The organism is uncultured Methanobrevibacter sp. (genome assembly GCF_947169325.1).
Taxonomy (GTDB): domain Archaea; phylum Methanobacteriota; class Methanobacteria; order Methanobacteriales; family Methanobacteriaceae; genus Methanocatella.
Genome location: NZ_CAMVPN010000003.1, coordinates 35,149 through 48,941, shown reverse-complemented (window position 1 = coordinate 48,941; position 13,793 = coordinate 35,149). Strand labels below are relative to the sequence as shown.

Genomic DNA, 13,793 nt, shown 5'->3' with positions numbered 1-13,793 from the left:
CAAACCAATAACCTATAAACTCTTAAATTGAAATCAAAAGAATATTAAAAGAAAACATAAGATAAAATTTTTAAAATTAATCAAATCGTAAAATAAGACTAGTACAAAAAAGGCAATAATGCATTGTCAATGAAAGAAAAATTTTTAAAAAAACCACCTAATTTGCAAGTGATAATCAGCAAAAAAATAGCTCTGAGAACTATAAAAAATTACTACAAAAATCGCGAAAAAGTATTACTTAGATACTTATCAAAATATATCAAACTTTTGCAACCTCACTTTCTAATAGTTTTTATTCATCACAGTGCAACTTAATTCAACTATTATACCCCAATATACTAAATATTAAGAATAACTACATAATATTGTGGAAATGTGAAATTATGTTAAAAAATAAATATTTTCTTATAACGCTTCTAATATTTTTATTGTTTATTATCCCTGCAACAAGCGCAAGTGATAATAATACTGATTTAATTGAAATAGACAGCAGAAATACAATTTCTGACAATACTATTCTAAATGTTAACAACACTGAAGACATCACATCTGTTGATGCTCCCCACAAAGAATTGACAGACAATGACCTTAAAAATGATTCAATCATTTACTTGACAGATGGGGAATATGACTATAAACAGGAATCCGAACACAGAAACATTACATTTATCGGTGAAGACACATCAAATACTATCATCAACGGTAACGGAAGCACTATCCATATAACCGGATTTGTATCATTCAAGAATCTTACCCTGAAAAACATCAAAATCTATGCTCCTGAAAACATGACCTTATCGAATGTCATTTTCAAAGATTTCAAATATAACTACTCTAAAGACTTCCCAACAGGAATGATTTACAACGGCTACAGTGACAGCAGCAATATCAATCTGGTGAATTGTACATTTTACAATAACACCCTTTTAGATGCAGGCATTTTAGAAGCATATTACAGCACAGTGAATATTAAAGACTCAAAAATCATTGACAACGAAAATGTCGAATCAGATTCATATATAACTTATGGAATAATTTATGCATCCAAATCAAACCTCACCATTTCCAACTGCGAATTTATCAACAACAAAGTAGGATCTGCTTCAGGAGTATTGACTTGTGAAAAATCGCCAATCAATATAATCAATTCCAAATTCGTGAACAATACCGCAAAAAGCACACCATGTATTCGTGTAAATAAGGCAGATGCTTCAATTGAGGGTTGTGAATTCATTAACAATACCGGCACATCTACTTACGGATCAGTCTATACATTTATAGGCAATCTTTATATATCCAATTGCGAATTTATAAACAATACTGCAGGGAAAAGAGGTGGATCAATATGTTATACAACTTACGACCTTTTAAATTTCACTGTTAACAATTGTACATTTTATAATTCAAAAGCAAAGCAAACTGGAGGGTCCATTTATATCTCTTATGGAAACATCAATTTCAACGATTGTAAGTTTCATAATTCCCAAGCCGATAGGGGAGGTGCAATATTATTTGAAAATGTATTTGATTATCCATTTCTAATAAACATCACCTCAACTGAGTTTATCAATTGCTCTTCAACATCAAGAGGTGGAGCAATATATTGTAGCGATTCCCACTCATTAATTGGATTTAATATATCAATAGTTAATGCTAAATCAAAATATGGTGCGGGAATATTCATCAGCTATTGTAATTCAACATTCGATAATCTGACCATAACAAATTCATCAAGCATCAATGGAGCTTATTTTCACCAAAATGGAGATTTAAAGTTGATAAACTCACTACTCTCATCAAATACTGGTGATTTTGGATCTGCAATATATCTAACAGATATGCGAAATGTGGTAATTGAAAACAATACATTTAAAAATAATAATGCCAGCGGTTATGGCAGCGCAATTTATATCGTTTCCAAATCAACTCAAGATTTTTCAAAAAATAATTATGAGAATAATTCAGCAAAAGACAATAAAACCGTATATGTCAATTACATTTCATATGATAAGGATAATCTAATAATTATCAGCAGAAATTACACATTTTTCATAGGCAATTATGCTGATACTGATTACATCCCCCCATATTACAATTTAGTTGACTTAAACCAGACTACTTCCGTTAAGAACCAGGATGATGAGGGTAACTGCTGGGCTTTTGCAGCAATTGGAGGATTAGAGTCAAATGTCTTAAAAGCACATAACTTATTACTGGACCTTTCAGAAAACAACATGAAAAACATTGCAAGTAACACATCACCATTCGGTTGGATTTATGAACCAAATTATGGAGGATATCCCAATACACACACAGGTTACCTTGTAAGTTGGCTAGGTCCCGTTTTAGAAGAGGATGACCCATATATTGAGATTAGCCGATATTCAAATTTGTTTGATAGTGTATTGCACGTTCAAAATATTTTAAACCTTAAAAGGGATAACTTCACAGACAATGATGAAATTAAAAAAGCTATAATGAAATATGGAGGAGCAGTATCCGATATCTATTCAACAAATTCTGTTAAGCAGTATTACAATGAATCCATTTATTCCAATCACGAAATTGTTATTGTAGGTTGGAATGATACAATGGAAATACCTAATGCTCCAGGACTAGGAGCATGGATTTGTAAAAACAGTTGGGGCCATGACTGGGGAGAAGACGGTTATTTCTATGTTTCATATTATGATACTTCCTGTCCTCCAAATTCCTACTTTTTAGGAACATCCGTGATTATATTCAACAGTACAATAAAATATGAGAAAAATTACCAGTACGACCAGGCACAAAATGATTTCATCAATACCCAAAATAATACAGTATGGTATAAAAACAGATTCAATGCAACAAACAATGAACTTTTAGCCGGAGCATCCACATATTTCAAGGAAGATAGCTTTTGGAATTTATCAGTCTACGTCAACAATGATTTAAAGTTAAGCAAATCAGGATTTTCAAAATCAGGATACTGGACAATTGAACTCGGAGAGTTCATTCCATTGGAAATTGGTGATGTTTTTGAAATAGAATTCCAAATCAATCACCAGAATGCCAGCGTCCCAATCTGTGAAGGGATAAACTATGTCAATAAATTTTACAGCGAAAACATTTCATTTATAAGCTTTGACGGTGAAAACTGGACTGACCTCTATAATTATGATCCATATAATACCAAAGAAACCGCCCTGCAGGTAGCATGCATCAAAGCATTCACAGTGCTTAACAATGAAACATTCACAATGCTTTCCCATCAAATCGAAAACCATGGAAATTATCTTGAATTAGCAAATGATTATACATATACAGATATCGATAAGAAATTTGAAAATGGAATCACAATCAGCAAAGACAACTTCACAATTGATGGAAAAGGACACACAATCAACGGAGCAGGACTTGCAAGAATATTCAACATTCAAGCAAACAATGTAACCTTGAAAAACATTAAATTCTTTAATGGCAATGCTACTTATGGTGGAGCAATCTACAATAATGGTAAAACAACCATAGACAACTCTAAATTCATTGACAACAATGCAACTGAAGGCAGTGCAATTAAAACCCAAACCGACATGATTATCAGCAATTCTGAATTCATAGGCAATGGTGAAAATTGCATTGATGTTAACATAGGTGCTAAAATAACTTTAGATAATGTTACAAATGATGTTCCATTGGTAAACGATACAGTAAGCATGAGTATTCTTGAAGCTAAAGATGTTGTTTACGGTAATTCAGTCAACATCAAAGTTCAGGTAAATAGCAGCACCATATACCCATTGAACAGTGGTAAAGTGGTTGTTAGAGTTAATAATGTTGAATATTATGCTGATGTAAAAGATGGAATCGCAACACTTGTTATTCCTAAATTAAATGCTGGAACTTACAATGCCAATATTACATACATTGACAATAACATCATAAGAGCAGAAATTCCCGTTAATTTCACTGTAAATAAAAAACACATTACAATTAATGCAAAAAATGCGGCATATACGATTAATTACGGCGGAACCTACAAAGTTAACTTCAAAAGTATAACTGATGGAATCAAAGTAACATTTACACTAAACAGCAAAAAAATTGGAACTTCCACCATCAAAAAGGGATCTGCTTCAATAAAATTAACTGCAAAAATCCTAAAAACTGCAAAAGCCGGTAAAAAAAACATGGTAATTAAAATTGTAAATAGTAATTACAGTCCAACAAGTAAAACTATCAAAATTACCATCAATAAAGAGAAAACAAAAATAATCGCCAAATCAAAAACATTCAAAAGAACTACAAAAATCAAAAAATACACAATAATCCTGAAAAACAGCAAAAAAGCAATGAAAAAAGCAATAGTAACCTTAAAAGTTAAAGGTAAAACATACAAAGTAAAAACCAACAGCAAAGGCAAAGCAACCTTTAAAATTACTAAGCTAACTAAAAAAGGAACTTACAAAGCAGCAATTACCTATAAAGGAAACAACTACTACTACAAAGTAACTAAAAACACTAAAATTAAAATCAAATAATGAAAAGAGTTATTCTTTTTATTTTTAGACAATAGTTTGATTCAAATTCAGTACCCAAAATCTTTTATTTCAGTAATTTTCCAGCCATTAATAAATATATCCTAAAAATAATTAAAATTAATTAGATATTCTAAAAACAAAGCCTTTAGATTTATTTGAAATTTTATCTTATGAAAAACAAGAATGTTTGTTGGAGCATTAGTAAAAAAATATCCAATCAACGCTCTACTGAATATCACTACCTCAGAAATTATATGATTCAAAATACTTGAAAATTTCATCAAATAGAACAAATATTTAATGATTCTACAACACAACCCCTAAAAACTAAAGGCAATTAAAATGTTAAATCAAAATCTACCAAATATCAAAGGAAAACCTAAGATTAAATTTTTAAAATTAACCAAATTGCAAAACAAAACCTATACAAAAAAGACAATAATGCAATGTCCATCAAGGAAAAATTTTTGAAAAAATCACTTGATTTTTGAGAGAAAATCAACAAAAAAATACTTCTAAGAAAAGTAAAAAATTACTACAAAAATTGCCAAAAAGTATTACTCCAATACCTTTTTATACTAGAAAATAAAATATAAAATATGCTAATGCAAATAAAATAAAAGTTCATTGAAACGTCCTTTAGGTTGATTCACTCTATTAATCACTCCATTTAACTAAAGCCTAAAGGCATGAACTTATTTTATTGAAATAACTATTTTTAAAAGAATTTTTTTCAAAGATTAATTTGCTTATTTTATTTAAAAAAGTATTACTATTCTGAGCTTATTATTGCATATGCAAATATGTTTGAAACTCAATTATTATATGATGTTGCCATACATAGTAAAAACAATATTGCCCTTGACATGTAATTACAATTTCAAAATCAAATTTAAACGATGTGACATGCCAAAAATAAAACAATTTCAAAGTAATTTAGTATGACCTAAAAAAATTTGGTGAAAATCAGATACTGCTCCTCTTGAACCTACCTTTATTTTAATTATATAGTTCATTAAAATGGCAACCGTTAATGTCAATATAAAAATAAATTAAGAAATAATTAAAATAAGACGAGTGAATATTCAAACTAAACAATTATCGGTGAGACATATAGGTAGACTTAAATCTTTTTTGAAATTACGTCAATAATAGTTTTTGCAATTTCCTTTTTTGAAGCCAACGGCACTGACAGCACCTCATCATCGACGATTAAGACCTCATTCTCATCAGAACCGAAGTGACATTTGGATATGTCATTGGCAACAACCAGATCTGTTCCGGCATCGGCAATCTGCTTTCTGGCGCAGCAAATTATATCATCACGTGAAATGTTGAATTCAGCCTTAAAGCCAACAAGGAATATATCTGGATTGATCTTCTTGATTTGGCGAATGATTTTGGTAGTAGGCTTGAGATTCAAAAAAAGAGAACTGCTTGAATCAAGCTTCTTGTCGGACTTTTGCCTGAACTCAAAGTCTGACACCGCAGCTGTTGAAATGAAAATGTCATAGTCAGAAATCAAATCCAGAATAACATCATTCATCTCGCTACTTGTTTCAACATGAACAACATCAAAAACAGAAGGAATATCAACACTGACATTAGCTACAACCAATTTCAAATCGGCACCGCGAATGTATGCTTCTTTTGCAAGCTCCAAACCCATTTTTCCGGAAGACTTGTTTGTAATCCCCCTTACAGAATCGATTGGCTCATAAGTCCCTCCCAGACTTATCAAAACTTTTTTCCCTTTAATAGTATCATTCCTTTTTATGCAAATTAATTGTCCTTAAAGATTCCAGTACAATGTCCTCTTTGGATGGGAATTTGGCTTTTCCCTCATCCATGCGAGGCTTGATGAATGTTGCTGAGCCTTCCTCTTTTATTTTTTCAATATTGTCTTTTATGGCCTTATACATTGAATCATGCATGGATGGGACAAAAACGATTGGAGTGTCGTGGCCATATGCAGTGATTAAAAGGGTGGAAATCGGATTATCGGCTATCTTATATGCAAATTTAGAGATTGTATTTGCTGTAGCCGGTGCTACCAATATCAAATCTTCCTGAGAGTATTTGACATGCTCAATTTCACCTGTCAGTTCTGTGACTACACTGTTTCCGGTTGCAAACTCCATGGAATTGGGATGAATAAGTTCACAGGCCGCCTCACTCATGAAGCATTTAACTTCAACATCATTTCTTCTAAATTCACGGGTCAATTTGATAGCTTCGCTAGCAGCGACGCTACCTGTAACACATAAAATAATCATCATAACACCTAAAAAAAGAAATTAAGTAATTTGTATTCCTGACAGTACATAATCAAAGACATACAAATTATCTTCAAACTGATCAATCGGAGCGCTGTACATTATGACATAAGCCTGACCGCCTTTTTCAAACCAGACTGCCTTATGCTCTTTTTCAACATCACTTTGGCTGGAAGTGTAGATGTATTCCACCGCATCCATTCCCCCAATGGAAACTCCTCCGGATGAAACTAACTGAAATGAAGGATCCTTTTGCATTTTGTCATAAGTTTCATTTACAAAAGTGTAGAAATCTCCTTCATATGAGTTTTTCTCAACTTGAATATTGACCTGGCCAACACCAAATGAATCAATGGAATCAATCTTGGAAATTGCCATTACGGAGTAGTTGGATGTTGACTGTGAATTGCCCCAATTGGAAGGATATTGAATAGTGATTCCTCCTTTGGATAGAGACAATATACTTAAATCAGAATTATCATTACTATCAGCACTAGCTACAGATGTAGCAGAAATTAAAAATAATAAAAGTATGATTGTTATAATGCTTCCTTTTAAAAAACTATTTTTCATCATATCACCTCTGACACTAGAAGGAATTACCCTTCATTACTACGTCCACCTTCACTTCCGGATTGAGAACTACCTCCTCCAGTATTAGAGGAACCTGATTGTGAAGTGTCTGAGCCTTGTTGGCCATTACCACTGTTCTGAGAGCTATCCGAACTGGATGAATCAGTATATGTGGTCGTAGTTGTTTCCGTAGTAGTCTCTATCTCATCAGAATCATCGTAATCATCATAATAACTATAATTACCATAATTACTACTATTTGTAGCTGTCTTATTGACTGTGACAACCTCTTTAATTTCAGGGAATGCAGTGTCACTAACAATCGCTACAGTTTCAGTATCGGACAAAGATCCAAAGTCCAAATTAAAAATACCGTAAGCTATTCCAGCAGTAAAACCAACAACCAATATCAGCAGTAGCAATAATTTGAATGTTCCACTGTCTACTGAAGATTTTTTCTTTTTATTGTATCTGGAATCATCCTTCTTAGGATTAATAATATATTTTTGAACCAAGTCCTGTTCTTCTTTCTTCTTATTTTTGGTAGGTTTTTTATGCAATTTGGCTTTTTTAGTGTCATTAGATGGTTTGCCTTGCATAGATCTAATTCTTCTTGTAGCAGCCTTAGCATCTATTGAATTTAACTTATCTTCATATTTAGATCTAAAATAACTGTATTTTTCTGCAGATATTTTACCTGATTTATAATCAGACTCTAAATTTCTCATGACATTTAGAAGTTTTTCTCTTTCATCTGACATTACCTACCCTCCCTGAATTTGTACATGAATAATTATATATAAACATTAATTTAAAGTTTACCTAAAATTCAGGATATGAACCTAAAACTTTTAAAAAATAGGTATTTTCTTCAATCTCTTTCAAGATATTCTGAATGGATTCCTCACCAATATGGCCATTAAAGTCAACGAAGAATAGATATTTTCCCAAACCTTTTTTAGATGGTCGGGACTCGATTTTTGTCAGGTTAATGTTGTTTTTCTCGAAAATTCCCAAAATCTTATACAGCTGGCCCGGCTTATCCTCATAGATGGAAAAGATTATTGATGTTTTGTCCCTGCCAGTCATTTCATGATTGTCCTTGGACAATACCACAAATCTGGTCTCATTATTGTCCATGTCCTGAATGCTGGCTTCAAGAACCTCCAAATCATACAATTCGACAATCTTTTTGTTCCCGATTGCCGCTTTGGACTTATCGCCAATAATGTCCTTGGCAGCTCTTGCCGTGCTTACCGCATAATGAAGATGCACATCCATGCCATTTAGAAAATCCCTGCATTGGGCCAATGCCTGGGCGTGGGAGTATACCTCTTCGATATCTTCCTTTTTAGTTCCCGGATTGACTATGAGATTCTGATTTATGGGAATGATTATTTCCTTATAGATTTTCAAATCGTACTTGTGTGCCAGCGAATCAAGAGTGATGCCTACCGGCCCTTCAATGGAGTTTTCTATCGGAACAACCCCTAATGAACATTCATCATTGACGACGCTTTCCATGACTGCGGGAATTGTGCAGTAAGGTATTAAGTCATCGCCCAGCATGTTGGCTGCTTCGTGGGTGAAAGTTCCTTTAGGACCTAAAAATGAAATCAATGTAATTTTTAAACCCCCTAAAAATAAAAAAAAGAGTATAGTTGTAGCAACTATACGTTTTTAAGATTCTAATTTTTCAATCAGTCTTAAAATATCTGTTTGTGTGATAATACCAATCACCTGAGAGCCTTCAACAACAGGCAATCCGTTGTAGCCTGTTTCAATCATGATTTCAGACACTTCAGTGATTGACATGTCTTTAGACACAACAGTTGGGTTGTGTGACATAATGTCTTCGACCAAAACCTCCTTGATTTGAGATTTTTGATACTTTTCAGGGACTTTTTTTCTAAAGTCTATGAAAGCCCTCATCAAATCTTTAGAGGTAATCATTCCAACAAGTTCATCTTCATCAATGACAGGCAATCTTCCGACATGGGCTTCAAGCATCAATCTCCTTGCATGGACCAACCTTTCAGCTGAAGATGCATAGATTACGTCTTTAGACATTATTTCCTTTACAGTTATCTTGTCAAATGCAATTCCTGTTGCAAGTGTTACAAAATCAGCTTTTGATACGATACCGACCATCTTGTTGTCGTCGTCCATTACAGGAACTGAACCTATGCCGTTGTCAAGCATCAATTTTGCAACCTCTTCCAATTGCATTGTCTGTGGAACTGTAAGTACATCTTTAACCATTACAGATGAAATATGAAGTCTTGATGCAGGCATGCTTTCATATTTTGAAGAACCGAGCTTGTTAGCTATGTCCCTTTCTGAAATAATACCGACTAATTCTTTATTGTTGGTTACTGGCAAACGTGAAACGTTGTGTTTGCGTAACAATTTTAACGCATCAGAAAGATTTTGATCTTTGTCTACAGTGATTAAATCCTCAGACATCAAATTCTTAATTTGCATATTATCATCTCCTTATTATTTAGTATTTAAATTCTTTTAACTGCGTTTAAAATATCTCTTTCAGTAATGATTCCCATTACTTTATCGTCTTTAACAACAGGAACTCCACCAATATTCTTTTCTGCGAAAAGGTCACATAACTCTCCGATAGTCATGTTAGGTTCGACAGTTACTGGTTCCTTGACCATAATATCGGTAATTGTTGTTTTTAAGACATCAGTTGCCAAATTGGAATTTAAATTATCAAATAATTCTTTTGCATTTAAAAATCTTATAACATCAGTAGAGGTTATAATACCCAATAGCTTTTTAGCTGCTTTGGAAATGTCAGCTTCCCCACCAATGACCGGAATTCTTCTTAAACCATTTCTTACCATGATTTTGCATGCATCTCCGATTGGTGTTCCAGGAGTGGTGCTGAATACTTTAGGACTCATGTAATCTTGCACGGTTTCTTTTCCAGAAATGCCTGCTAAAGATAATGCAATGTCCCTTTCAGTTACGATACCTGCAAGTTTTCCATCAGCATCAACAAGAGGTATAGCACCTAATTGATTGTCTAACATAGTTTGGATAGTTTCCCCAATAGATGCCTTATTAGATAAAGTTATCAAATCACGAGTCATGATTTCTTTAATAGGTTCGTTGATAGCTGCCAAGAAGTTATCTTGGTATTTTTTCTCAATAATGTTGAATTTTTTTCCTCCACCAAAGAAATCTAATATATCCATTACTGTTACGATACCTAACAACTTGCCTGAACCTGGATCTGTGATTGGTAATCTTCTAAATTCATGTTCCATCATTACTTTTGCAGTGTCTTTAATAGGTTTGGTAGGTGGGATTGAAATTACATCTCTTGATGCAATAGCCATTATGTCTCCTTCCTTATCATGAACTTTGGTTTCACGTTCAACTGCACCGGTATTTGATTTTCTGTTAATGGATGTTTTATCTTTCATATATACACCTCAATTTACAATTACGCTTCAAAAAAATAAAATCAATATATCAAAAACAAAATTCACTCAATATCCAGAATCTTATGGATTTGAGGAATGGTGGAAACTTCAAAATATTGCCCAACAATTTCAGAAAAATTAAATAATCTAAAATTAATGTCCTTCCATTCATCTAGAGGACTAGATGGTTGGATAATAATTTTAAGGTTGCTTTTGTTTGAAATATTTTCGGATAATTTTTCAACTACCTCTTTAAATGAATTTATTTTTGTTGAAGGCAATATAACTACTTTACAATATACATTTATACACTTCGCCATTAATAAATTTAGTGATTTAATCTCATTTAGAAAAATTTCCTCATCAAAATCGCCGTCGAAATGCTCCGGCAATTTAATGTCAAGAGATACGATGTCCAATTTTTCTATTGAATCTATATTGTCCGGCAAAGTTCCATTTGTCTCTAGCATAATCTTTAAATTGAAATTCTTTGAAATTTCAGATATGAAGTCAGGATATAAGCTAGGTTCACCTCCAGTAAATGAAATGGTCCGGCAATCAGGAGTCAATAATTTATTGATTTCCTCTGTGACTTGGCTTGGAGTCATCAGCTTTCCTGATTCGGTTGATTTACTATCATTGGTATCACAATAATTGCAATTCAAGTTACATCCTGCAAATCTCACAAAGATCTGCCTTTCGCCTATCAGAAGGCCTTCCCCTTGAAAGGATGAAAATATTTCAATGACTGGCGCTTTCATTCGAAATCCTTCTTATACACTGCTCCCTGACCGATTCCTTCATTAACGCATACTGAAACTGACTGCAAATTGTCATAGGTTTCAGCTAGCTTTTTGGCTAAAGTCTCTGCGAAAAACTTTGACAGCTCTTCAGCAGAAGTGTATGGAAGCGGCAGGAAGACACAGTCGACTGCAGGCAGGGAATATCCTTTACCGTCGATTTTGAAGTGAACTGAATGTTTCTTTTTCAGGTCAAAAATTGAATCTGACTGCTTGTCAAAATCCTTAAAATCAATTAAATTGTTGTAGACAGGAATCAATAGCCTGTGGTCCAGTTCATCGCAGATTGCCTTAGTGAATCCTTTCACATCCTTAAAGTCCACTACGAATTCGAAATCACCTGAACGTTCACCTTCTATTTCCACATCCACAAAATAAGAATGTCCATGAATATATCCGCAGGATTCGTGTCCCGGAATCACATGGGCTGAAGAGAATCTTAAATTGGCCTGCATACCGTTGACTAAAATTTTCATAATAACACCTTTGTTTTACTTATATCCTTTTCTATTGTTTCCAGTTCATCAATGAACCTTTCAACAGTTTTATTGATTAGTTCCAATAAATTGTCATTCGTAAATATCTGTTTATCATTAACTCTGATATCGAATAATCCTATTGTTTCAACATCCCCAGGAGTTCCCTTATCCTCAAGATTGAGGGCGAAATGTATTTTTGCAGAGCTCAATGAGACAGAAGCAATGGAAATTGAGAGTTTTCCCCCATTAACGAATATGTCATCCCCTTCCCTTTCTGATTTGACTCCATATTCTGTGAGTATTTCCCTGAAAATCATCACAAGAAGCCTTTGCCTTAAATAGGCGATTCTCATGTTCGGAGGCTGCTGGTCAAAGAATTCGCAGATGAAATTGACCATATTGTTTGACTTGATTTCAAGACCCACATCTGCAAAGTCCTTTAAATTATCCGGAGTGATGTTGACCGGCCCAATCCATGTTATGACGGATGATCCGTAAATTCCAAACTCCTGAAATGCCCAGGACGGATTAATCTGGCTTCCATCATATTCAAAAATTTCATCGATATGCTTATGAGTAATAGTCATGATAAAACCTAACGTTAATGTTGTAAAAAAATAAGTGGTCAAAAAGCCACAATACCTATTAATATTTAGTAAAAGGTATTAAAAAAAGTATCGTAAAAAATTAATTGGGTGGGAATAATCCCACTATTTGATTGTTATGTATGCTGTTTTGGTGGCGGATTTGTAAGTGTTGTCGCCGGCAAATTTGACTGTAGCCTTAAATTTCTTTTTCTTGGTTATTTTAAGGTTGAATGTGGCCTTGCCCTTTTTGTCTGTCTTTGCAGAATAGGTCTTGCCGTTCAATTTTAAAGTGACCTTTTTGCCGCTGTTCAAGTAAACCTTTCCATCAGATGATGAGCATTTTTTAGTTTTCAAAATCACTGTGTACTTTTTGGTTTTTGCCTTTGATTTGAATGTTTTGGCATTGGCGGAAATTGAAATAGGCTTTTTGTTGATTTTAAAAGTGTAGACCTTCATTACTGCCTTGTAGCTGTCATCCCCCATAAACATTGCAACGAACGTGTATTTATCTGAGCTTGCCAGATTGACCTGCATGTGAGCCTGACCGTTAGCCCCAGTGACAACATCCTGAACATGGCCGTTGAAACCTATTTTGACTGTCTTGTTAGCTAATCCCCTTTGGTAGACATCAACCAAAACAAGATTGAAGTTTCCGCCACGTTCGCCTGCCTTGAAGTCAACGGCATATTGTGTGAAGTTATTGGCATTAATATCAGTACCCAACATCACATAAGTTACGTTATTTTCCCCAACAGGACCCTCATCAGAATCTCCGCTTGCTGCGGTTAAATTATCCTCAGTGCCAGGCTTTTCGAGCTTGACGTCATCCAACTGATTTGAAAGCTCTAAATCAGAGTTCAAATCATCGCTGACTGTTAGATAATCATTATTTGCAGATGTCAAATTATCAGCCGCACTTACTGGAAAAACGACCAATAATGTAACAAAAATCATTAAAAGAACAACGAATTTCCTTTTAAACAAAATTATTCCTCCCAAAAAAACATGTTTAATATGAATTGTGTTGAAAAAAGTATTTAATCATTATGAATCCTTTTTATATTCACATATGATATGCCTCTTAAAATCGCCGAAAAAGATAATACTTA

At 33.7% G+C, this 13,793-nt stretch carries 12 protein-coding genes; 1 reads left to right on the top strand and 11 read right to left on the bottom strand.

The genetic code is table 11. The annotated features are described in order from the left end of the window. Nucleotides 1–428 precede the first annotated feature (428 nt). A complete protein-coding gene (locus Q0W26_RS00945; RefSeq protein ID WP_298521517.1) occupies nt 429–4,523 on the top strand; it encodes a C1 family peptidase in 4,095 nt (1,364 codons plus the stop codon). Nucleotides 4,524–5,646: 1,123 nt separating this feature from the next. On the opposite strand, the gene Q0W26_RS00940 is transcribed toward Q0W26_RS00945, so the two are convergent. The 11 genes from Q0W26_RS00940 to Q0W26_RS00890 all read right to left on the bottom strand — a co-directional run bounded on the left by Q0W26_RS00940 (nt 5,647) and on the right by Q0W26_RS00890 (nt 13,668). Next, nucleotides 5,647–6,255: a phosphopantothenoylcysteine decarboxylase gene (locus Q0W26_RS00940; protein ID WP_342765319.1), complete on the bottom strand. Its 609-nt coding sequence runs from the start codon at nt 6,253–6,255 to the stop codon at nt 5,647–5,649. Between the two features lie 31 nt (nt 6,256–6,286). After that, entirely contained in the window at nt 6,287–6,799 is a 513-nt protein-coding gene (locus tag Q0W26_RS00935; RefSeq protein WP_298521513.1) for a flavoprotein, read from the bottom strand. A 21-nt stretch (nt 6,800–6,820) separates the two neighbouring features. Continuing rightward, the gene (locus Q0W26_RS00930) at nt 6,821–7,375 is read right to left on the bottom strand and encodes a PsbP-related protein (protein ID WP_298521512.1); all 555 of its coding nucleotides are present in this window, start codon (nt 7,373–7,375) and stop codon (nt 6,821–6,823) included. Nucleotides 7,376–7,398: 23 nt separating this feature from the next. Then, nucleotides 7,399–8,133, bottom strand: coding sequence for an endoglucanase (locus Q0W26_RS00925; protein WP_298521510.1), 735 nt, complete (start codon nt 8,131–8,133; stop codon nt 7,399–7,401). A gap of 61 nt (nt 8,134–8,194) precedes the next feature. Continuing rightward, the gene (pheA, locus tag Q0W26_RS00920) at nt 8,195–8,992 is read right to left on the bottom strand and encodes a prephenate dehydratase (protein WP_298521508.1); all 798 of its coding nucleotides are present in this window, start codon (nt 8,990–8,992) and stop codon (nt 8,195–8,197) included. 60 nt (nt 8,993–9,052) lie between these two features. Continuing rightward, nucleotides 9,053–9,856 carry a CBS domain-containing protein gene (locus tag Q0W26_RS00915; RefSeq protein WP_298521507.1) on the bottom strand — a complete coding sequence of 268 codons (804 nt, stop codon included), beginning with the start codon at nt 9,854–9,856 and terminating at the stop codon, nt 9,053–9,055. 26 nt (nt 9,857–9,882) lie between these two features. Next, the gene (locus Q0W26_RS00910; RefSeq protein WP_298521506.1) at nt 9,883–10,818 is read right to left on the bottom strand and encodes a CBS domain-containing protein; all 936 of its coding nucleotides are present in this window, start codon (nt 10,816–10,818) and stop codon (nt 9,883–9,885) included. Nucleotides 10,819–10,880: 62 nt separating this feature from the next. Then, entirely contained in the window at nt 10,881–11,579 is a 699-nt protein-coding gene (locus Q0W26_RS00905) for a 7-carboxy-7-deazaguanine synthase QueE (protein ID WP_298521505.1), read from the bottom strand. Then, on the bottom strand, nt 11,576–12,094 hold the full coding sequence (locus Q0W26_RS00900; RefSeq protein WP_298521504.1) for a 6-pyruvoyl tetrahydropterin synthase family protein: 519 nt from the start codon (nt 12,092–12,094) through the stop codon (nt 11,576–11,578). The genes Q0W26_RS00905 and Q0W26_RS00900 overlap by 4 nt, the downstream gene beginning before the upstream one ends. Further along, on the bottom strand, nt 12,091–12,684 hold the full coding sequence (locus Q0W26_RS00895) for a DUF366 family protein (RefSeq protein WP_298521503.1): 594 nt from the start codon (nt 12,682–12,684) through the stop codon (nt 12,091–12,093). The genes Q0W26_RS00900 and Q0W26_RS00895 overlap by 4 nt, the downstream gene beginning before the upstream one ends. Nucleotides 12,685–12,807: 123 nt before the next feature. Next, nucleotides 12,808–13,668: a hypothetical protein gene (locus tag Q0W26_RS00890; protein WP_298521502.1), complete on the bottom strand. Its 861-nt coding sequence runs from the start codon at nt 13,666–13,668 to the stop codon at nt 12,808–12,810. Nucleotides 13,669–13,793: the final 125 nt, after the last annotated feature.